This window comes from Flavobacterium sp. GP15 (assembly GCF_014281985.1).
Lineage (GTDB): Bacteria > Bacteroidota > Bacteroidia > Flavobacteriales > Flavobacteriaceae > Flavobacterium > Flavobacterium pygoscelis.
In genome coordinates, this window is record NZ_JACFTC010000004.1 from 145020 (window position 1) to 167779 (window position 22760).

At 30.8% G+C, this 22760-nt stretch carries 17 protein-coding genes; 12 read left to right on the forward strand and 5 right to left on the reverse strand.

What is annotated here, in order from left to right; genetic code table 11:
* Nucleotides 1-5 precede the first annotated feature (5 nt).
* Nucleotides 6-1310 carry a site-specific integrase gene (locus H2650_RS10270; protein ID WP_188050718.1) on the reverse strand — a complete coding sequence of 435 codons (1305 nt, stop codon included), beginning with the start codon at nt 1308-1310 and terminating at the stop codon, nt 6-8.
* A 931-nt stretch (nt 1311-2241) separates the two neighbouring features.
* Between H2650_RS10270 and H2650_RS10275 the strand changes: the two genes are divergently transcribed.
* The 8 genes from H2650_RS10275 (at nt 2242) to cls (ending at nt 10051) form a co-directional block, all read left to right on the forward strand.
* A complete protein-coding gene (locus H2650_RS10275) occupies nt 2242-2709 on the forward strand; it encodes a PepSY-like domain-containing protein (protein WP_188050719.1) in 468 nt (155 codons plus the stop codon).
* Between the two features lie 101 nt (nt 2710-2810).
* Nucleotides 2811-3479 carry a flavodoxin reductase gene (locus H2650_RS10280; protein WP_188050720.1) on the forward strand — a complete coding sequence of 223 codons (669 nt, stop codon included), beginning with the start codon at nt 2811-2813 and terminating at the stop codon, nt 3477-3479.
* Nucleotides 3480-3686: 207 nt separating this feature from the next.
* Nucleotides 3687-4130 carry an META domain-containing protein gene (locus H2650_RS10285; protein ID WP_188050721.1) on the forward strand — a complete coding sequence of 148 codons (444 nt, stop codon included), beginning with the start codon at nt 3687-3689 and terminating at the stop codon, nt 4128-4130.
* A 288-nt stretch (nt 4131-4418) separates the two neighbouring features.
* Entirely contained in the window at nt 4419-4835 is a 417-nt protein-coding gene (locus H2650_RS10290; protein WP_188050722.1) for a DUF2141 domain-containing protein, read from the forward strand.
* 121 nt (nt 4836-4956) lie between these two features.
* Nucleotides 4957-6660 (forward strand): amidohydrolase, encoded by a 1704-nt coding sequence (locus H2650_RS10295; protein WP_188050723.1) that lies wholly within the window; start codon nt 4957-4959, stop codon nt 6658-6660.
* A gap of 58 nt (nt 6661-6718) precedes the next feature.
* Nucleotides 6719-7498 (forward strand): glucose 1-dehydrogenase, encoded by a 780-nt coding sequence (locus tag H2650_RS10300; protein WP_188050724.1) that lies wholly within the window; start codon nt 6719-6721, stop codon nt 7496-7498.
* 161 nt (nt 7499-7659) lie between these two features.
* Entirely contained in the window at nt 7660-8586 is a 927-nt protein-coding gene (locus tag H2650_RS10305) for a DMT family transporter (protein WP_255462868.1), read from the forward strand.
* A 10-nt stretch (nt 8587-8596) separates the two neighbouring features.
* Entirely contained in the window at nt 8597-10051 is a 1455-nt protein-coding gene (cls, locus tag H2650_RS10310) for a cardiolipin synthase (protein WP_188050725.1), read from the forward strand.
* A 15-nt stretch (nt 10052-10066) separates the two neighbouring features.
* Here cls and H2650_RS10315 read toward each other — a convergent pair whose 3' ends face one another.
* A complete protein-coding gene (locus H2650_RS10315) occupies nt 10067-13108 on the reverse strand; it encodes an SbcC/MukB-like Walker B domain-containing protein (protein ID WP_188050726.1) in 3042 nt (1013 codons plus the stop codon).
* An 11-nt stretch (nt 13109-13119) separates the two neighbouring features.
* A complete protein-coding gene (locus tag H2650_RS10320) occupies nt 13120-14343 on the reverse strand; it encodes an exonuclease subunit SbcD (protein WP_188050727.1) in 1224 nt (407 codons plus the stop codon).
* Between the two features lie 985 nt (nt 14344-15328).
* On the opposite strand from H2650_RS10320, the gene H2650_RS10325 reads away from it, so the two are divergent.
* Both H2650_RS10325 and H2650_RS10330 read left to right on the forward strand, forming a co-directional pair.
* A complete protein-coding gene (locus tag H2650_RS10325; protein WP_188050728.1) occupies nt 15329-17374 on the forward strand; it encodes a TonB-dependent receptor in 2046 nt (681 codons plus the stop codon).
* A 13-nt stretch (nt 17375-17387) separates the two neighbouring features.
* Complete coding sequence (locus tag H2650_RS10330; protein WP_188050729.1) at nt 17388-18194, forward strand: DUF2490 domain-containing protein; 807 nt, start codon at nt 17388-17390, stop codon at nt 18192-18194.
* 238 nt (nt 18195-18432) lie between these two features.
* Here H2650_RS10330 and H2650_RS10335 read toward each other — a convergent pair whose 3' ends face one another.
* A complete protein-coding gene (locus tag H2650_RS10335; RefSeq protein ID WP_255462869.1) occupies nt 18433-19080 on the reverse strand; it encodes an AraC family transcriptional regulator in 648 nt (215 codons plus the stop codon).
* A 268-nt stretch (nt 19081-19348) separates the two neighbouring features.
* On the opposite strand from H2650_RS10335, the gene H2650_RS10340 reads away from it, so the two are divergent.
* Nucleotides 19349-19861: a YqiA/YcfP family alpha/beta fold hydrolase gene (locus tag H2650_RS10340; RefSeq protein WP_188050730.1), complete on the forward strand. Its 513-nt coding sequence runs from the start codon at nt 19349-19351 to the stop codon at nt 19859-19861.
* Nucleotides 19862-20073: 212 nt separating this feature from the next.
* A complete protein-coding gene (locus H2650_RS10345) occupies nt 20074-20649 on the forward strand; it encodes a hypothetical protein (RefSeq protein ID WP_188050731.1) in 576 nt (191 codons plus the stop codon).
* A gap of 93 nt (nt 20650-20742) precedes the next feature.
* On the opposite strand, the gene H2650_RS10350 is transcribed toward H2650_RS10345, so the two are convergent.
* Entirely contained in the window at nt 20743-22674 is a 1932-nt protein-coding gene (locus H2650_RS10350; protein ID WP_188050732.1) for an amino acid permease, read from the reverse strand.
* Nucleotides 22675-22760 lie beyond the last annotated feature (86 nt).

Sequence of the window (22760 nt, forward strand, 5' to 3'; positions counted from 1 at the left end):
TTTAATTAAAAATAGCTAGTTATTCCCATTGCTAAATCCTTGTTGCTTTTTCCTAAATAATTTAAAAACATTACTTCGGTGCTATGTCCTGTAACATTCATTAAATAGGTTGTTGGAATAGTTCCGTAAAAATTAGTAGCAAAAGACCGTCTTCCAATATGGCTTGTTATCAATTCCCATTTAGGAAACATTCCCGATTCTTTGCGGTATTGTTTAACGTCTTCTTGCTTTTTATTTTTATTTTTGGTTTCTTCTTCGGTTTCAAGTTCATTTAATTTACTGCCTTGTATCTTTTGGGTTATTTTGGCAATTCTGCAAACTTGCTTTATAAACAAATTATATTTGGGGTCTGAAATTACCTTTGGAAAATTACCGTTTCTTTTCTCCAGTATCTCCATAACTTTTGGGTGTAGTGCTACGGTCATAATTTTATCAGTCTTCACTTGAGTAAATTCAATAAACGGCTTTAAAACCTCCTCTTTGTTTTTCTCATATCTAATCATAGATTTAGTAAAACGCATAAAATCTGAAACCCTTTGACCTGTATAACACGAAATAATTAACCAGTCTTTTGCGTTATCATAATTATCATTTAATCGCCTTTGGTCTATCTCTTCAATTTTTTTAAGTTCCTCAAAAGTCAAATAAATTTTTTCTGTTTTATAATTTGGGGTTTTAATATTTTCTAATTGGTGGCTTGTTGCTATGCCGTTATATTTTGCGTGGTTGCAAACGGTTTTTAAAGTCCTTAAATCTTTTGAAATTGTGTTTGGTGCGTAATTATGTTTTAAACAATATTTTTCAAAATCTAATTTAAATTTTTCATTAACATCAATTATTTGAACTTCTGTTTTTTTCTCCAGTTCATAGCGTTGTAATAAATGCTTTGATACATTATATTTTTTTAGCGTTCCAACTGAAATTTCAGTTTTCTTGCACTCAATAAAATAATCAAAGTATTTTAAAAGTCCTGTTGGTAGAGTTTCTACTTCTTGAGATGGATTGTAGTATAAGTATATTTGATTCTTTAGCCAGTCTTTTGAAGCCTTTGTAATATCTATTAAAAGCAAAGCTTCTGACAAATAATTATCAATTATATTAATAGAACTGTTAATATCAATCTGTTGATTCTTTAAAGTAATATCTCTTAATTTGGGGTTCTTGTGGTCGTTGTTCCAGTAGTCAGCAGTAACCAATATTTTGGTGCTTGCTTCTTGAAATTGCTTTTTACCATTCAAAGTATAAAACAACCTTATTTTTAAAAATGCTTTTTCTGTACTTGAACGATAGATAAAATTAATACTTGCCATTTGCTTGTCTTTTACACGGTATACAAATATACTTAAATCTGTATACTTTAGTGAAAACAATTGCAATTATTTACAACCAAATAAATAAAACTATATTTAAATATACTTTGTTAAGCACTGTTTTTATTGATATATTTGCAATTTTTAAATTGCTTTTAATTTATAATGATTGCAGCATAGGTAGTTCAGTCAAGGTCACAAAACCCCAACAGATGTTGGGGTTTTTTTATGCTTAGTTGTGAAAAATAGCCTAATAATAACTTATTGAGCTAGTATAAGAAAAAAATAAAATCAGACACAACTATAAGTTTAAGATTTAAGTAATTAAAGCTTATAATTCCATAATATTCAGAAACAATTAAATTGATAAACTGAATTCTGATATCACTCCTATTACTACACTTTAAGGCTATCAATCTTTTAACAAAAAATGAAAATTAAAATTTATAACTTTAATCTGTTATATTAAGAATCAAAAGTAGCCTTTTAATATTTTTGGATATTAATGTCTATAATAAAGCTTAAATAAGCATTACTACTAAGCTTATAAACCCAACACAGTATATACTTTTTAGAAATTCAAAACGTTAAATAGTATTTGCTTTTATATTAAAAAACAGAAATAATCTTGTGTCTTTTATTTTCTAGTTTCAACAAACCTTATTATTCCATCAATCTGTAAGGCTCTTCACAAGAAATCAAATTTTAAATACAAAAAAAGCATTTCTAAAATTGTAGTAATTCATTTTAATTCATACCTTTATAAAACTCATAAATACCTTTATAACAAATACTTAACCAATTTTAAAGACTATTTAAACAAAAAAAATCCACCTTATTAACTAAAGAATCTTTTCCAGTACATATATTTTACAGCGACTAGAAAATATTCTTATGAGTGTAAAAAACTTTAATTTCAAAAATAAAAAAAATGAAAAGTTTAATAGTATCAATTGTAATGGTTCTAAGTTTGACAGCTTTGGGACAAAATTATCAAACAATAAACTCTGAAAGAATACCAATTGAAGTAGAATTTGCATTTCAAAAACAATTTCCTAATACAACAGCTATTTGGAGCAGTACCTATCAAGGTGATGATCAAGACCAACTGGTATTTATTGGAAAATTTCAAGTAAATGCTGTAAAAAATGCAGCCATGTATTATAAGGATGGACAATTTAAAGCTTTAGAAATAAGTTTAATCAGCAATGAATTACCACGTACAGTCAAAAAATATTTGAAAAAAAATTATCCGAAAATTCCAATAAATGAAGCTTCTAAAACAATCGATTATGATGGTAAAGTTATTTATGAAGTCGGTATAATTAATAATGGTGCTTTCTATGATTTAGTTTTTGATTCAGAGGGCTATTTCTTACAGATGATCCAAAAAGATTAAAGCAAGTCTATTTTACGCAATAAAATTTTCTTATTTTACCAACAAATGAGATAAACCTGCAGTATTTATTTTTTTATACTAAAAATCCTAAAATAAAAATTATGTCGCAAATTGTAAAAATTAGTTCTCTCGAAAAAATAACTCATGATGTACTAAAAGTACAATTTGAAAAACCAAATGAGTACTCTTTTATTCCTGGTCAAGCAGCAGATATATCCTTTAACGAACCGGAATGGAGCGATAAGTTGAGTTGTTTTACATTCACTTCCTTGCCAGAAGAGAACTATTTAGAATTTACTATAAAGACCTATCCTTCTAGAAAAAGAGTCACCAATAAATTTCTTAGTGCAAATGTGGGAGATGAACTCTTATTAAACGATCCTTTTGGAGATATCAAAAGTCATGGTGAAGGTGTTTTTATTGCTGGTGGCGCAGGAATTACCCCTTTTATCGCCATTTTAAAAGTCTTAGAAATGAATGGAGAAATTGGTAATAGTAAATTGATATTTGCTAATAAAACAGCTAAAGATATTATTGCTAAAGATTATTTTGACAAAATATTAGGTAAAAACTTTATAAATGTACTTTCTGATGAATCACTAGAAGGTTATGAACATGGCTATATAAACAACGAAATAATTAAAAAATACGTTCAAGAGGATACACCAAATTATTATTTATGTGGTCCTCCACCAATGATGGAAAGCGTAATAAAAAGCTTGAACTCTATTGGAATAAAAGAAAGTCAAATTATTAAAGAGTCGTATTAAAACTATTGAAAATTCATTAATAATAAATATTGAAAAACTATTTAATGAATTTAAAATTATAGCCTTATTTTCTTTTAAAGTGACTATGAATAAGTATTGCTATCTTTGTGGATTACTAAAAAAATGTCTGATTATTATCTAATTTATCTTTTTAGAACAATACTTAAAAGATTCTTTATTGACATTTAAATCAAAAATAACTTAAAAATGAAAATAAAATCTTTTACACTCTTATTATTAATTCTACTAATTACTGGTTGTACTTCAACAATCAAAACTACTAAAGAATCTACTATCGGAAGCATTACCGAAAAATATTGGAAACTTAAATCAATCGAGGGCAAAGAGGTCGTTTTTAAAGAAAACCAAGAACGTGAAATCTTTATTACACTCAGAATGAATGATAAAACAGTTACTGGATTTGCGGGTTGCAATACACTCTCTGGTCAATATACTTTAGAAGGCAATAATAGAATCAGTTTTAAAAATATAGCGGTAACAATGAAAATTTGTCCAAATGTAGGTAATGATGAAAGTAAACTATTAAAAGTTTTAGAATTAGCTAAAAATTATAGTCTTACAAACGATGTGCTTACTTTAAGTTCTGATAAAAAAGTGTCCTTAGCCGTTTTTGAAGCTGTATACATGTAAACCTACAATTTCGAATTGCTATATAAATTGATGTTTTTTTAAAAATTAAATGTAAAAAGGATTTGAATAAATTTAATTTCTTACGGGATTTACAACTATAACAGTAAATGATTTATAATTTTTAAAAAAAACTAAATTAAAAGTCTATAAGTTATCAATTGGCAACAAATTTGCTAACGTAGTTATATACCTATTCAAAATAATTCTTTTGAAGTTACTCTAGACTTTCCTAAGAATTAGGAATGAGAATAGTTTTAATTTCAGTAAAACCATCATAAAAACAAAAACATGAATATCTTATTTTTATTTACTACGCTTATTTCTACGTTATTTTCATCCGAAAATCCAGAGTTAATTATCAAAGTTTCCAATATCGAAAAGATAAAAGGAGAAATCAAAATTGGTGTTTTTAACAAAGAGACTAATTTTTTGAAAGAAATTGGAAGTATAAGAAACTACGCTATAAAGGTTAATAAAAGCACCGCATTTATTAGTATTACTGATTTGCCTAAGGGAGAATATGCTATTTCTATGTATCATGATGAAAACTCAGACAACGAATGCAATCGTAATTTTATGGGAATTCCGAAAGAAGCGTATGGTTTTTCTAACAATTTTAAACCGAAATTTGGTCCACCAAAATACAAAGATTGCAAGTTTACTTTGTTAGAGAATAAAACTTTAAATATTGAGATGATTAATTAAAAAAGATTATCAATTCACTTTTGCAGATATGTTTCCTTTAGAACTTTAAAAAAGTAATATAGGAAACATATTTTTTTAATAAAAAAAGTTAATTTTATGAAAGCATCCAAAAAACTAAATTATGAAACAGATCATATCTATAATGTTACTGTTTTCCTTATTAGGCTGTAAAGAAAAAAGTGAAAATTCAATAGTTGCTTCAAAATTATTCTATAATGGCGACATTCTTACCATGGAAGAAGATATTCCAAAATATGTAGAAGCTGTTGTAATTCAAAACGGAAAAATTGTATTTGTAGGAAGTAAATCGGATGCGGAATCTCAGTTTAAAGATTCCAAAAAAATTGATTTAAAAGGTAAGACTTTATTACCAGGATTTATCGATCCACACAGTCATTTTGGAATGGTTTCTAATACGATGGGACAAGTAGATTTGAATCCAGAACCCGTCGGAAAAATCAAAAATATTGACGATATTCTTAAAAATTTGAAGGAATATAAAGAAAAAAATAAGATTCCAGATGGCGAATGGATTTTTGGTTGGGGTTATGACGATGGCCAATTAACCGAAAAACGACATCCAACCAAGAAAGACATAGACAAAATTTTACCTAATAATCCCGTGTATTTACAACATACAAGTGGACATATGGGGGTCGCAAATTCTTTAGGTTTAAAGGAATTAAATACTTCTTCAAATTCAAAAAATCCTGATGGTGGAACTATTGTTCGATTTCCTAATTCTAATGATCCAACCGGTTTAGTGCAAGAAACGGCTATGTATCCTTTTGTGCGTTTAATGATGGAAAAATTAGATTCAAAACAAGCTGAATTTTTCGATACCACCCAAGATTATTACGCGTCAAACGGAATAACGACAGCACAAGACGGAATGACGAGTCGAGAATCTATTAGATTTTTTCAATCTCAAGCCGATGCTGGAAAAATGAAAATCGATTTGATTGCTTTAGCGGGATATTCCGAATTAGATAGTAATTTGGCCGACACTTCACTCCTATTCAAAACCTATAAAAACGGATTTAAAACTCAAGGAACAAAAATTGTTGCTGATGGTTCGCCGCAAGGAAAAACGGCTTTTTTTAGCAAACCTTTTTTGACCGAAGTTCCAGGTTGCCACCACGATTGTAGAGGTTTACCGAGTTTATCACAGGAAGCGATCAACAAATTGTTCGAAACAGCTTACGTCAAAGACAATCAATTATTTATTCATTGTAATGGCGATGCTTCGATTGATATGGTTTTATTAGCACACAAATTGGCTTGCGAAAAACTAAACCAGCCTTTAGATAAAGACCGAAGAACTATTGTAATTCATTCGCAATTTGTGCGTCCGGAACAGTTAGATAAGTTTGTAAAATACAATATGGAACCTTCATTTTTCACCAATCACGCTTATTTTTGGGGTGATATTCACGTACAAAATTTAGGAAAAGAACGTGCCGATTTTTTAAGTCCGATGGTTTCGGCAAAAAAATTAGGTTTAAAACCAACCAATCATTCGGATGCTACGGTTACTCCTATTGATCCAATTTTCACCATTTGGACCGCTGTGAATCGTGTTTCTCGTTCGGGTGCAATTATCGGTCAAGCCGAAAGAACAACTCCTTATCTAGCAATACAAGCGATTACTTCTTTCGCCGCTTACGAATTTTTCGATGAAAATTTAAAAGGAAATTTAACCGTAGGAAAATTAGCTGATTTTGTGATTTTAGACAAAAATCCATTAAAAGTAAAACCGATGGAAATCAAGAATATCAAAGTAGTAGAAACGATTAAAGAAGGAAAATCAATTTATAAAAAATAAAATTATTACAATAAAAAGACCCAGAGGTCACAATTAACAATTTAAAATAAATACAATAATGGATATCACAAAACATTTTGACTTAAAAGGAAAAACAGCAATAGTAACAGGCGGAGCGGGCGGAATAGGAAAAGCATGCTGCGAAATACTAGCTGCTTATGGCGCGAAAGTTGTGGTTTCAGATTATAATTTGGAAGCTGCTCAGGAAACATCAAAAGCAATAAATGATAATGGCGGAACATCAATAGCAATTGACTGTAATGTACTTGATGACAATGCTTTAATCAACTTAGTAGATAAAACTATTGAAAAGTTTGGCAGCATAGAAATATTGGTAAATAATGTTGGTGGCGGTGGAGCAGGAAAAGAAAGTCCTTACGATATTGAGGTAGCACAATTTAAAAAAGTGTTCGATATGAACGTTTTTAGTATGTGGCGTCTTTGTCAATTAGTTGCACCACATATGAAAAAAGCGGGTTACGGTAGTATTATTAATATGTCTTCCATGGCTTCTATCAATAAAAGTCCTGCAATAAGTGCCTACGCATCATCAAAAGCAGCAATAAACCACATGACACGTAACCTAGCTTTCGATTATGGACCAGACAATATTAGAATAAACGCAATTGGACCTGGAGCAACAAGAACCCACGCTTTAAGTACTGTATTAACGCCAGATTTGGAAAAAGCTATGTTGAAACACACACCTATCCACAGATTGGGTGAAGCAGAAGACATCGCTGGGGCCGTTCTTTATTTTGCAGCACCAATTTCAAGCTGGACAAGTGGTCAAGTTATTTTCATCAATGGTGGTGGCGAGCAAACTTTGGATATGTAAATTTTAAAATTCAGGACGTAATACAAATAACCTATTTTTCTACAAAATTAGATTTTGTTTTTACGTCTTTTCTTTTAATGATTTCTAACATTATTTCAGTTATTTATTTGAGCCTAATAGATAATTTTATTCGCCATTAGGCTTTATTTTATAGTACATTGTTGTCTAAAATATTAGGTATTACTTTTATGGATAAAATCTACAACAATCGTTGGTTTCTGTTACTCTTTATTTCTATAACTTGGGGAAGTTCCTTTATTTTGATTAAAAAATCATTATTAATTTTCTCACCTTATGAAATTGGTGCAATTCGAGTAGTTGGTTCCGGATTAATTTTAGCTGCAATAGGTATTCCTGCACTTTTACGAATGAGAAGAAGTACTTTATTATGGGTAATTATCGCTGGATTTTTTGGGAATTTTGTACCAATGTTTTTATTTCCAATAGCTCAAACCCAAGTTAGTAGTTCTTTAGCAGGAATTTTAGATTCCTTAGTTCCTATATTTATTTTGGCTTTTGGATTTCTATTTTTTGGAATTAAAAGCAAGTTAACGCAAGTAATTGGTGCTATAATCGGATTTATTGGAGCTGCAAGTTTAATCTTCTTTTCTGAAGGTAATTCCGAAAATTCTCAGTTTGGTTATGCAATGTTGATTGTTTTAGGAGGCGCTTCTTACGCAGTAAATTCGCTAATTGTAAAAGAAAAATTACCTGAATTAGATGCAATAAAATTAACAGCGGCTGTTTATAGTTTTTGGGCTATTCCTGCTGGAGTAATTCTGTATTTCAGTGGAATGATTCAAAATTTTGAAATGCAACCAAATTACATAGAACCTATAATCTATATGTCTTTTTTAACCATCTTTGGAACAGCGATTGCAATGCTTCTGTATTTTAAATTGATTCAAAATACCTCTGCCGTTTTTGCAAGTATTTCGAGTTTTCTTTTGCCAGTTGTAGCAATAATTTGGGGAATTTTAGATGGTGAAGAATTTAATTTTTGGTACATTTTGGGTGGTGTATTAATCTTAATCGGAATTTATTTAATTCGAGAAAAAAAGACGGCTCCAACTAGTATTCCCGCTTAAAAATAGTATTATGAATTGGATATTAATCATACAATCGGCTTATTTACTATTGACTTTTTTAGTGATTTTGAGAGTACTTTACGATACACGAAGTAGCACAAAAGCATTGGCTTATATTCTCTTTATAATTTTTGTTCCAGTATTGGGAATGATCTTTTATTTTTCTTTTGGAATTAATTATCGCAAGAGAAAACTATACACCAAAAAAATTGTTGAAGATGAACCAATGCGACTAGAAATTCGGAACAAAATGAATAAACAGTCTGATTCTATACGAGATTCGGGTTTAATTCAGGAAAAATATTTAACACTAACAGAATTTATTCGCCGTTCCGGCAGTAGTCCCATAACAGCAAATAATGAAGTAAAATTACTTATTAATGGAGAAGAAAAATTTCCAGAATTGGTAAATGCCTTAGAAAACGCAAAGTCACACATTCATATTGAATATTATATTTATGAAAATGATGTTACTGGAAATCAAATAGCCGAAATCCTTATTAAAAAGGCAAAAGAAGGTCTAGAAGTTCGATTTCTATATGATGATTTTGGAAGTCATGGTTTGGGTAAAAATTTTATACAAAAACTAAATCAAGCTGGAGTTGCTACAGCACCTTTCTACAAAATAAAATGGTATGCATTAGCTAGTCGCATCAACTATAGAAATCATAGAAAAATTGTAATCATTGATGGAAATGTTGGTTTTGTTGGCGGTATTAATATGAGTGATAAGTATCGAAATGATTTAGAAATTAAGAATAATTTATACTGGCGAGACACTCATTTAATGATTAAGGGACAAGCTACCTCCTATTTGCAATATCTTTTTGTATGCGATTGGAATTTTTGTAGCAACAAAAAATTAGCGTACAGTAATAGCTATTTTCCTGAAATTCCACAAAACAATACTATTGAAAATGATGTGGTTCAAATAGCGGCTTCTGGACCTGATAGTGGTCAACCGCTAATATTTTATTCGCTATTAGAAGCCATTAGTTGTGCCAAAAAAAGTATTTACATCACAAGTCCTTATTTTATTCCGGGCGAAAGTTTGATGGATGCTTTAATTATCGCCATTCAAAGCGGTTTGGATGTAAAGGTTTTGATACCTGGAATTTCCGATTCTAAAATGGTCAATACAGCTGCAAGTTCTTATTATACAGAATTAATTGAATATGGTGCGAAAATTTACAAATACAACAAAGGTTTTGTTCACGCAAAAACTATGGTAATTGATGATGATTTGGCCATTATTGGTTCGGCAAATATGGATTATCGCAGTTTTGATTTGAACTTTGAAGTCAATGCAATGATTTATAGCAACAATATAGCGAAGCAACTTAAAGAAGCTTTTGAAAATGATTTAAAAGAATCTGCACAAATTGATGCTATTTCTTGGCTTAACAGACCAAAACGCATTCATTTATGGGAAAAAATAGTTCGTTTGATTTCTCCCTTTTTATAAATGTAATTGCAATACTTAATTCCAACTTTCGCATACGATACTTCCTTTTTCCTCGTCCTTAATAACATTTACTGAGCGAGGAATTCGTTCTTGTAATTCACCAACATGCGAAATTATCCCCACAATTCGATTCTCTTTATACAAGGACTGTAAGGTTTCAAAAACAATTGATATACTTTCAGGATCTTGTGTGCCAAACCCTTCATCTATAAAAAAGAAATTTTTATCATTTTTATTCAATGATTGAACGCTTTCTGCCAATGCCAATGCTAAACATAAGGAAGCTTGAAAACCCTGACCTCCCGAGAGCGTCTTTACACTTCTAGAAGCTCCATCGTTTAGATAATCAATTACTTCAAATTCATTAGAACTATTAATCGTTAAACTCAATTGATTTTTAGTCATTCGATGAAAGCGAACATTAGCAACATCTGCTAAATTTTGCAAATAAATACTCGACACATAGTTTACAAAACCACTTGCGTTGAACATATTAGCTAAAATTCCTAAATTAGTAAAGCGTGCATTTAAAACTTCAGATTGTGTTAATAATTCTGCTTTTTCTACAAATGCGGCATTCATTCGCTGTAAGTTATCTTGTAAAGTAGAAACTTTTCCCAATTGGGTTTCATATTTTAATTGAACTGCAGCAACCAGCGCCGTTTTTTCCTCTAGAAGTTTACTATCGAATGTTTTGCCTATTAACAGTTTCTCCGCTTCCGAAACAGAATTTATTGCAGTTTGCAAATTCACCGCAAAAAGTTTTACTTTCTCTTTTTCAGCTTCTAAGTTCCAATTTTTAATAAGTATGGTTCTCACTTCTTCAACAGAAGAAAAATGATGCTCTTGAAGTAATTCACTAATGATTTTTTGGGTTTCTAGCAAAGCCTTCTCACTATCAATAACTTGTAATTGAAAAGTTTTTAAAACTGCAGTTAAAGCTGATAACTCTAGACTTTCCTTGTTAATAGCATCGTTTATGAACTTATAATCTTCTGCTGTTTTTAAATTTTTATTAAATAATTCTATTTTTTCAGCTTGAATTGAAGCTAGTGTAATCCCTTCATAATCAACAAGTGATAGCACTTTTAATTTTGATAACTCATTTTCAATTGCACCGCTTTTAGAAGCTTTTTTTGTTTCTAATTCGTTTTTGGTACTGTTATGATTTTTTAGTGCCAAAGCAATAGTTTCTTGCTCCTTGCGAAATTCTTTTTCGTTTACTTCTAAAGCAATTATCTCCTTTTCTAAAAGTTGCTGTTCTGCTTTTTTTGCTTCAAAAAGCTGTGAATCTTTTGGCTCAAAATCGCTCCATATGAATTTTGAAAAGTGAGTTATTTGCTGATTTTCTATGCTTTTACTTTCCCTCTCAATTCCTTTTAATTGCTCTTGAAAATGATTTATTTCGAATTCTAATTTTTCACATGCTCCCTTTTTCAAAATGATTTTCGCTTCTTTATCCGCTAAATCAGTAATTGTAGTTGAAATAATTTCTAATTGATTAGACACATCTTCTCCTTGCATCAAATGCGGATGCTCTTGTGAGCCACAAAGCGGACAATTTTCACCATCATGTAAATTTTCTGCAAACTGCACTAACTCTTTCGAAACTAAAAGTTTTGTTTTTGTTTCAATCGCTATTTCCTTTTCGGAAGAAAGCGTCTCTAAATTTGTTTTTAAAATAGTTTTCCAGTTTTCAAAAGGTACTTCTAAAAGTTGAAAAGCAGCTATTTTTGAATTTAATTCCTTTTGTATTGTGACTTGCTTTTTATAATTCTCTTCAAAATTATTCTTAAGATTTAGCTCTTGTTGGTACCAAGTTCCTAAATCTAACAAGAAAGAAGCGTCCAATCGCTTTTTTTTGGAATCTACCAATTGATTATGAATAGAGTCTAATTTTGCTACTAAATCCTTTTCTTTTTTCTCACTTTCTAAAAATAGCCCTTCTGCTGCCTTTATTTTTTCGTCAATAACAGCAACTTCTGCATTTGCAATTCTGATTTTTTCTATCGATTCTAAATCAGAAAATTTGCTCTTAGAATTATCGAGTTTGTCAAAATCAGGCTGTAATATTTCTAAAGTAGCTTTACTTTTTAAATTACTCTCCGCTACTACTTTCTTCTGATTTTCAGTCGAAAGCAGGTTTTCCTTCGCTTTTTCTAAAGCCGTTTTCTCTGTTTTTAGCTTTATTAAATTCGCTTTGAAATTTCGTTCTGTTTTTTCGAATAAATCTATTTCTAATTGTAGCGCATCAATCGCAACTTTTTCAAGATTCAGCTTAGAAAGAATCTCTTTCTTTTTTTCTAAATCCTCAAAATTCGCTTTCAAAACAGCAAGTTCTTTCACTTCTTTTTCAGCTAAAATCAACGTTGTTTTATCCTCTTGTAATTCAGCAGTGGCGCTTATAACTTCGTTTTGTAAAGTTGTAATGGCTTCGGTAGAAATCGCTTCAAAGCCAGATAATTCTCCTCTTAAAAAGTCTAATTTACTTGATGTTTCTTTTTGCAAAGCCGAAACTTTATAACTCAAATCAAAACGCTCTAAATGAAAAATTTCCTTCATCATATCCGAACGTTCTTTTCCTTTCAGGCCTAAAAATTCATTAAATTTCCCTTGTGGAATTATAATAGTTCTTCTAAAATTTTCATAAGTAAGTCCAATTATTGTTGTCGCATCCGCAGAATTCAACGGAATCCATTGTTCGTCTTTCCATTCATAAGCCAATCGTTCTATAGAAGTTGTCTCCTCAAATCGTTTTTTTCGCTTCCAATCAGCTACAAATTTGAATTTTCGCTCTTGATAATTCAAAAATTCGAATTCAATATTGGCACGATCTGATTTAAGATTGAGCATATTATAGGCTCTTTTATCGGTTTTATTCAAACGATCCGTTTCGCCATACAAAACAAAACCAATAGCTTCTAAAACGGAAGATTTTCCAGAACCTACTGCTCCAAAGATCCCGAATAAACCAGCATTGGTCAACTCTTCAAAATCAATAGTTTGTTTTTTTTGATAAGAATACAAACCAGTAATACTTAATTTTAATGGTAACATAAGACCTTTTTTTATTCGTTTTTTGCTTGACTTCCTACAATTTCATTGAACAAATCCAATACTTCTTCGTTAGGATCTTGCTTGTATTTGGACTTAAAAAAATCAGTAAATAATCCCTGAATATCTTGCTCTAAATTTACTTTTGGTATTTGTAAATCCTGATTCGAATCCTTTTTAACCACTGGAATAATATAAATAATTCCGTCATGACTTTCGTGAATTCGTTTCAAATCTTGCGTTGTAAAAAAAGTATCGCTTACAAGTGTCAATTCGATTAAACAGTACGGATTTGCTAACAACCATTCTACCGCATCATCAATAGATTCAAAACGTTTTCTATGTAAAACACGTCCAGATTTTAGCGGAATAGCGGTAAATTTTACCGCTTTATTTGGCTCTACGTCAATTAGTACGACTTTTTTATCTTGACCTGCTTCCGAAAAACTATACGATAAAGGACTGCTAGAATACACAACAGGACTGGAATGGCCGCCTACGTTTTGAAAACGATGTAAATGGCCAAGAGCGGTATACTGCATTTGAAGCGGAATGCAATCGGTGTAAACAATATCGGCATTACCAATTCGCAACGGTTTTTCGCCATCTGGTTCCTCTAGGATTTCACCGCCACGTTTTAACATATACAAATGAGTAGTCAAAATATTTACGCCTTTGTTGTCGCAGTATTTATTTGCTAACATCGCCCAAGAATCTTGCAACAAATCATTCAATTGTTGCTCTTTATTATCTGCTCCAAGATAGGTTTTTAAACGCATTTCATTTGCATAAGGCGTAGTAATTACGCGAATGGGATAATCAAATTGAGGCAATTTTATTTCTATAAAACCATTTTCTGACTGCGTAATTTCAAAACCATTTTCAATTTTTATAGCAGGAATGGTAACATCGGGGTTACCTACAAATAGAATTCCACATTCACGTGCTAAAGGATTAGGAGAGTCAATTCGATCTGGACTATCATGATTTCCTGCAATTGCAATTACAGGACGCTTGCCATTATTGGTCAATCTTTTTAAGGTTTTATATAGTAAATCAACTGCTTCTACAGGAGGATTAAACGTGTCAAATAAATCGCCTGCCACGATAACTACGTCTGCAAGTTGATCTTCTGCAACTTCACAAATTTCATTCATCACCTTTTTTTGTTCTTCCAAACGGGAAAAATGATCTAGTTTTTTCCCTAAATGCCAGTCGGCAGTATGCAGTATTTTCATTATTTATAGTGGTGTGTATAGACTACTTATCTTCTTTCTAAGCAATTTTTTTTTGCTATAGCAATATCCTAATAATAATCTTGAAAAAAGCATTATTGACTAAAATTAATTGGTGAAAATTCCTTTAAAGTTAAACTCGATATCACAATTTTAAATAGATATTTTTCTATAAAATAATCATTTAAATGAAATTGATTTTATAGGTTTTTTATTTCGGAAAATAAACTTAAAAAATGGAACACAGATTACACAGTTTGTATGTATAAAAAAAGGATTTTATTGATTTAAATATTTGATAATCTAATTCAATTCTCGCTATAATTATGGCATTACTAAAAAAATAGAATAACGGTTTTTATAAATAGCTCAAAATGAAATTATAACTTTTAATTTCAGAAAAATAAAACAAGTTTAAATATTTATAAATCAGTATTTTAAATAATCATACCTAATAATTAAATTTAAACTGAAATGAAATTTTATTATATTCTAAACTCACTGTTTTTTCATTATTTCAAAAACAATTATAAAAGAATATCTACCACTAATTTAAATTAAAACACATATAAATTTACGAATTAAATTATCGCAATAATTTTTCAATTTTATAAAAAAAGTTATCTCAATTTAGATTTCATATAGCTTTTTAGACAAATTTAGATTCTATTGAATGGCAATTTTAAGCAATAATTAGTTTTTTAAAACTGTTATTATTTGCTAAAGATTCATTTTTTTTACATTCCATTTATCTTAGTTACAGTGATTGCTTTTTGTATTACTAATGTGGGTAATTGTTCCTTTAAAAAGAGTATTTACAAGCTTTGAGCCAAAAACACAATCACTTAGAAATGAATAACTTTAAGCATAAATATAAATTAGAAACTTTAATATTGTCGTGTTTCAAACTTAACTTTCTCTGCTTTTGCTAGGGATTTACGTGGATATCACGACAATATTTCGTTTTTTTGCAATTAGATATAAAATAATGAGAAATACAATTACGCTTTTCGCTCTTGGAGCAATTTTGCTATTAACACAAAATGGATTTGCACAGAATGAAAAGAAGCAAGATTCAACAAAAATAGAAAAAGACACAGTGCATCTTAGCAAGATCATCATCAATCAAGCTGATTTTAGAAAACAAGTCATGCAAGTCGATTTAAAAATGGCTCCTGTAAACTCAGCACAAGATTTATTGCGCAAAGTTCCAGGACTATTTATTGCTCAGCACGCTGGCGGTGGTAAAGCCGAACAAATATTCTTGCGTGGTTTTGACAATGATCACGGTACTGATGTTAGTGTAACAGCCGATGGTATTCCTTTAAATATGGTATCACATGCACACGGACAAGGTTATGCTGATTTGCATTTTCTGATTCCAGAAACGATCAAGGATATTGATTTTGGAAAAGGCGCTTATTACGCGGACAAAGGTGATTTTAACACCTCAGGTTATGTGAATTTCAGCACCTTCGACAAGTTAGAAAACAACCTTTTCAAGTTAGAAGGTGGATCTTTCAACACGATGCGCGCTCTAACGATGATTAATCTATTAAATAGAGAAATTAAAAGCAAAAATTTTTATGTGGCGAGTGAATTTAATTATTCCGATGGTCCATTTGCTGTAAAGCAGAATTTTAATCGCATTAATATATTGACAAAATACAGTCAATGGATAGACAGTAAACAATATATATCTATTTTAGGTTCTACGTTTAGTTCGGGTTGGAACGCATCGGGGCAAATTCCAGAACGCGCTGTATCCCAAGGAATAATTGACCGTTGGGGTTCTATTGATCCTACAGAAGGCGGAAGTACATCAAGAACAAATGTTGCTGTAAACTACAGAAACCTTATCAATGAAAATGAAGAGTTTTCTAGCAATTTATTCTATTCTAGATACAAATTTAATCTGTTCTCTAATTTCACCTTTTTCTTGAATGATCCAGTTTATGGCGATGAAATTGAGCAAACGGACAATCGTAGTATTTACGGTTTCGATAATAAATACATTCGTCGTTTTGATTTAGAAAATAGCAAAATAACATGGACATCAGCTGCTGGTTTGCGTTTGGACGATATTTATGATTTGCAATTGAGTCATGTATTTCAACGTGATTTATTGTTGAATAGACTCTCTGACGTATCCGCTACAGAAATTAATGTACATGCTTATACTACTATGGATTGGAGAATTGGAAAATGGACCATTAACCCAGCAGTTCGTGTGGATCATTTTGTTTTTAATTTGCATGATCGTCTGAATAGTCTACCTGCAGGACAAGATGCCTCTGCAACAAGAATAAGTCCAAAATTAAACATTTCCTATACTCAAAACAGCAATTTGCAGTGGTATTTGAAATCAGGAATGGGTTTCCACTCTAACGATGTAAGAGTAGTTGTAGAACAAAATGGAAAAGACATCTTACCCTACTCTATTGGTAGTGATTTAGGTGTAATTATTCGTCCTACAAAAAACATGATTATCCAGCCAGCAGTATGGTATATGTTTTTGAAACAAGAATTTGTGTACGTAGGTGATGAGGCGGTTGTTGAACCATCAGGAAAAACCCGTCGTTTAGGCGCTGATCTTAGTATTCGCTACCAACCTTTATCCTGGTTGTATTTAGATGGTGATATTAATTATGCTAATGCTCGTGCGATTGATGCATCAAAAGGAGAAAATTACATCCCGTTAGTTCCTGCATTTACGAGTACAGGTGGCGTTGCAGTAAAACTTACATCAGGTTTCTCAGCTAATTTGAGATACCGTTATATGGACGCCAAACCAGCAACAGAAGACAATTCAGTAAAAACTAGAGGCTATTTTGTAAATGATCTTGTTTTGGCTTACGGAAGAAAAAGTTGGGAAGTCAATTTGCAAGTATTAAATTTGCTGGATACAAAATGGAATGAAGCACAATTTGAAACTGAAACAAGACTTAAAAATGAGTCTAGTTCCGTATCTGAATTATATTATACTCCTGGAACACCATTTGCCGTAAAAGCAGGAATTAGTTATAAATTTTAAAAATAAAAATCGCTTGAGAAATTTTTTAAACATAAAAAAAACAATAATCACAGGAATTCTGTTTATGTTGTTTGTTAGTTCTTATGCACAATTAAGTCCTCCAGGATTAGGAAAAGGGAATAATGCCTCTTGGTTTGCTTTTGGAATCAAACAAGCATTAGACACGGTTCATAAAAAAGAATCCACTACTTATATAGGTATTGGTAGAAAAAGCACGCCAGATGATAATAATCCTTTTAATAAAATGGGAATATTAGTATTGAATCAGGAATTCTCTAATCGCTATGCCAAACACTGGCAATATTCGTATGCGTTGAGTTACAGACGACAAAATGAATATGAATCTAGCGCTCCTTATGATCTTGCTGATCCTGCCATAAAACAAGAATTCAGAATTTACGGTCGCTATTCCTATTTGACAGGAAATAGCACTATTAAATGGAAAAATAACTTTCGCCAAGAATATAGAAAATTTTTTAATCCTGATTTCACAAAAAGTAACGAGGATTATCAATTTCGTACCCGTTTAAAAACACAGTTGAATATTGACCTTGGAACTGAAAAAGTACACCATATTATAGGTAGTGCCGAAGCATTATTTTCAACAAGTAAAAAATACAAACCTACTAGCGAGTGGACTAAATTTGAATATAAGGAAAGTAGATTTGGACTTTATTATCAGTTAACACCTCACGAAATTCCTTTTACATTTGATTTTGGTTATGGTTACAATTTAATTGGTAAAGGCAGTAAAATATCTGGAGTAAATTATATTGCTATAGATGTGATTTGGAATAATCCTTTTGGGAAAACACTATAAATTTTATAACACTTTTAGCATCGGGCTATTTGGCAATCTGTAATCGATATTCAGATGGCGAATAGCCCGTTACTTTTTTAAATAAGCGCGAAAATAAGAAGGAGATTGATAATTTAACTCCAAAGCGATACCTGCTACATCTCGAGAATGATCTTGTAACAATAATTGCCTGTTCCATATAATAATCTCGTTGATCCACTTTTTTGTGGTTTGCCAGTAGGATCTTTAACACATTTATTCAAAAGTTATCGGATATTTTCAATTGATTCGAGTAATACGAAATGGTTTTATGATTCACAGGGTGTTTTTGAACCAATTCTCTAAAATGAAAAGAAATATAACGAGCTCGTGACAACACTTCATTTCCTTTATTTTCTAATCGAATAATTTTTAATAAAATAGCTTGAAATAAGGCAACACAAATTTCCATAATGCGGTCGTCGGTCAATAATTCCTCCTTTAGTAGTATGAAGGCACGTACAATCCAATCAAAACTTACGGCATTCAAAATTAAAAATGGCGAGTTATAGAAAAAACTCAAATCATTTTTATTCAAAGAAATATCAGTAATAATTTCGTTTTCATAAACTACAAAAAAACCTTCCACATCAGCCGATAATTCTAAGGTTGCGGTAAAATTTCCTTTTTTAATATTCAGTGCTTCATTAGCGTTTATTTCAAAAACTGAGGTTTCTAGTTGTTGCTTTACAAAACCTTTAGTTACAAAAATCAAAAAATTAAATGAGGTTTTGTAAAGTTTAACCGGAATGACAATACTTTTCAGATAATTTTCAATTGGGTACACCTGAAGTTTTGATCCATTAAAAAGATCATTTGTAGAAACTGTTGGTAGAAATAATTTCTTGTATTCATAATTTCTGATCAATTTTATGGATTGTTTGATCTACAAAATAAAGTTATAAAATTAGGCAAGAGTCACTAAGCATGAGAAGTTAAATATTAAGCAATACTTTTAATTGTTTAGAGTAACATTCTAATCAATTAAAAAAACTTATAAGTTTATTTTTTTATTTGACATCATAAAACACTTTATATTGATATCTTGTAATTTGAATTTTATTACAAGATTTTTTCACAATAATCAAAATTCAATAAAACAACTATTTACAAGCAACATTTAAAATAATATAACGATGACCCTTTTATATTTACATGGATTAGAAAGTAAACTAAGTCCACAAAAAAGAGATGTTTTAGAACGTTTTGCCACCGTAATAGCACCAGACATGGATTATAATAGTGATCCAAATATTTTTAAATTATTGCTAAAAAATAATAATGAACATTCATTTGATCTTATTATGGGAAGTAGTATGGGCGGATTTATGGCTTACTACATTGCTAATACTATCAAATGTCCTGCTTTACTATTTAATCCAGCATTACCTCATAGGCCTATTGCTCAAAATATTCCGGAAATAGATTCTAAAAATACACCAGCATTTCTACAATTTGTTTTGGGAGGTCAAGATGAAGTCATTAAGGCCAACAGTACTTTAAAATGGCTAGCAGAAAATCAGCTTCCTACTATAGATATCAAAATTACTATACACAACGAATTAGGTCATCAAATACCCGTAAGCATTTTTGAAAAAGAAGTAATTGAATTTTTCAAGCAAATCGAATTATTAAAATTTAATTCATAATATTCCCTAAAAATGAATAGTACTAATTAGAAACAATGAACCTAACACAATAATTTCTTGTTTATAATTTCTTGTTTTATAAAAAGCATTATTGGTACAGAGTGTTTTAGGAATTAGCTAGTAGTCATCTAAAACATTAGTTTATCTAAGAGTGTAACTATTTTTAAAGCTATTAAATGATACCTTTGTCTAAATTATAATATAATACCAAATTGCCAAAAATTAAGATAAATACTTTCGGAGAAGGTATCGAAATTAGACAAATACAGTTGGATGATTCTAGACTTGAAAAATGGTCTGCTGTAGCCTCAAAAAAAAAATGTGCTCTTACTGATCTTATTCTGGATCCTTTTTTTTATCATCAATTAAAGGACAATAAAATTAGCTCTATATTAGATATAAATGCAAAAGTTGTTACCGGAATTTTAGACAAACCCAAAAGCCACATCGAAATTTGGTTCAATCGCCGTAAAGTATTAAAAATAAAACCCAACGATATATTCAATGAGTTGGTACTATTTCCTTTATATCAAATTGATAGTAATCCAGCCTTTGACCTCGATTTATTAGAAAGAGGAATTTACATTCATCAAAAGACAATGGGCTTGTTACACTCCGTAGAATTAGAGGTAGAAACAGAACGTTTGGATTTAGATGACTTTACTTTTTTCGTATCAAAATTTAAAAAAGAGCAATTTCTAAATAAAATTGAGTATCAAAATAACAATTTTAGTTGGATAAAAAGTGAATCCGTAATTACGTACCAAAATGCTTTTGAAATTCTTTAACTAATTTACTTTTTATTTAAGATAAAAATTTATTTATTATTCATAAAAAAACCGCCTAAACTAATTTAGACGGTTTTTTTTTATGAGTAATTACTATTCTGTAATGTGATTTAATTTACTGTTTTTACGACTAAAACTAAAATAAATAATTAAGCCTAATAAAAGCCAGATGCCAAAATAAATCCAATTCCATACACTTAATTCTGCCATCATATAAAGACAACAAATTAAGCCTAATAATGGTATTAAAGATAAGTTTGATTTAAAAGACCAAACTAATAAACCTACTAAAACAATTAGGAAAATCCACATTGGAATTTTATGCTTAAACAAGCCAAAACCACTTTCGTATTTTACAGAATCTGCAATGGGCATACCGGCAATAACACTAGAATAAGTTGCATCGTCTTTATGGTATTTACTCAATAAGAGCTCTAAATCGGGAGTTCCAACGGTTTTGTTTTTTGGATCAATACTTACTAAATAGTCATATACTTTATTTGTTTCTTCTTTATTTAAAGAGGTAATGATAGCCTCCGAATTATTGATTTGAGTTTCATTTGTTATAAAATCCATAGTTGCTTTTTTATTAAAACCAAAAGCAAATACTAATCCGATCACAATTAAAACAGGCATAATAAATTTAGAATTTACATAAGGCGTTTTAAATTTTCCGCGAGGAATATCCGTTCTATTTTGAAGAACTAAAACCCCTGCACAAACCAAAACAAATGCAAACAGAGTTCCAATACTACATAAATCGGTAACCAATGTCAAGTTTAAAAACAACGCTGGAACTGCTACCACAAAACCTGTTACTATTGTTGCATAAGAAGGCGTTTTGTATTTAGGATGTACTTTTGAAAAACGTTTTGGTAACAAACCATCACGACTCATGCTCATCCAGATACGAGGTTGCCCCATCTGAAAAACTAATAGAACACTTGCCATAGCAACTACGGCACTTACAGCAATAATACCCGACATCCATTTTAGATCTAATTTCTCAAAAACAAACGCTAAAGGATCACCTACATTTAATAAACTAAAATTGACCATTCCTGTTAGTACCAAAGCAATGGCAATATATAAAATAGTGCAAATAATAATCGCCCACATCATACCTCTAGGAAGATCGCGCTGTGGATCTTTACATTCTTCGGCAGTTGTAGAAATTGCATCGAAACCAATATAAGCAAAAAACACTGCAGAAACCCCTTTAAGAACTCCTGTCACTCCGTTTGGAGCAAATGGATCCCAATTGGCTGTGTCTACGTAAAAAATCCCAACAGCGATAACTAATAATACCACACATAACTTAACAACTACCATGATATTACTTGCATTTCTAGACTCTTTCATACCGCGATAAATCAAGGCTGTAATTAAGACAATGATTAGTAAAGCAGGAAGATCAGCTACAAAGTGAAAAGAACCTATAACGGGTGAGGTGGTCCAAGCGGTGTAGGCATCTTGTAAAGCTGGACTTAAATTAGCAAATTGTTTCCCACTTTGCATAAGGGCAGTTGCATCATTAAACCCGTTAGAAGCAGACAAATAATCCATCTGAACCCATTGAGGAAGTTCTAAGCCACCACTTTTGAGTAAACCAGTAAAATAATCACTCCACGATATGGCAACAGTTATGTTACCAACAGAATATTCCATAATTAATGCCCAACCAATAATCCAAGCAATAATTTCTCCAAAAGCAACATAAGAATAGGTATAAGCACTTCCAGAAACGGGAACCATAGAAGCGAATTCAGCATAAGCAAAAGCAGCAAAACTACAGGCAATGGCAGTAAATAAAAACAGAAAAATAACAGCCGGACCTCCATCGGCGCTTGCTTTTCCAATGGTACTAAAAATACCTGCTCCTACAATTGCGGCAATACCAAATGCAGTCAAATCTCGTGCAGTCAAATGTTTACCTAAAGCATCATGTCCGTCAGCGTTATTCTTTTCTACTTGTTTTAAAATATCTTGTACTGTCTTTTTTCTAAACAAACCATTTAACGCCATAAAATGAATTTTATCATTAAAAATTAATATTCTGTAATTAACACTCTTTTATTTTACAAATAATGCAACTGTTATTTAAAATCCAA

Coding starts and splice junctions, on each gene's coding strand:
- H2650_RS10270 (WP_188050718.1), bottom strand. CDS start 1,310: ATGGCAAGTATTAATTTTATCTATCGTTCAAGTACAGAAAAAGCATTT.
- H2650_RS10325 (WP_188050728.1), top strand. CDS start 15,329: ATGAGAAATACAATTACGCTTTTCGCTCTTGGAGCAATTTTGCTATTA.
- H2650_RS10300 (WP_188050724.1), top strand. CDS start 6,719: ATGGATATCACAAAACATTTTGACTTAAAAGGAAAAACAGCAATAGTA.
- cls (WP_188050725.1), top strand. CDS start 8,597: ATGAATTGGATATTAATCATACAATCGGCTTATTTACTATTGACTTTT.
- H2650_RS10285 (WP_188050721.1), top strand. CDS start 3,687: ATGAAAATAAAATCTTTTACACTCTTATTATTAATTCTACTAATTACT.
- H2650_RS10290 (WP_188050722.1), top strand. CDS start 4,419: ATGAATATCTTATTTTTATTTACTACGCTTATTTCTACGTTATTTTCA.
- H2650_RS10340 (WP_188050730.1), top strand. CDS start 19,349: ATGACCCTTTTATATTTACATGGATTAGAAAGTAAACTAAGTCCACAA.
- H2650_RS10275 (WP_188050719.1), top strand. CDS start 2,242: ATGAAAAGTTTAATAGTATCAATTGTAATGGTTCTAAGTTTGACAGCT.
- H2650_RS10295 (WP_188050723.1), top strand. CDS start 4,957: ATGAAACAGATCATATCTATAATGTTACTGTTTTCCTTATTAGGCTGT.
- H2650_RS10315 (WP_188050726.1), bottom strand. CDS start 13,108: ATGTTACCATTAAAATTAAGTATTACTGGTTTGTATTCTTATCAAAAA.
- H2650_RS10280 (WP_188050720.1), top strand. CDS start 2,811: ATGTCGCAAATTGTAAAAATTAGTTCTCTCGAAAAAATAACTCATGAT.
- H2650_RS10350 (WP_188050732.1), bottom strand. CDS start 22,674: ATGGCGTTAAATGGTTTGTTTAGAAAAAAGACAGTACAAGATATTTTA.
- H2650_RS10320 (WP_188050727.1), bottom strand. CDS start 14,343: ATGAAAATACTGCATACTGCCGACTGGCATTTAGGGAAAAAACTAGAT.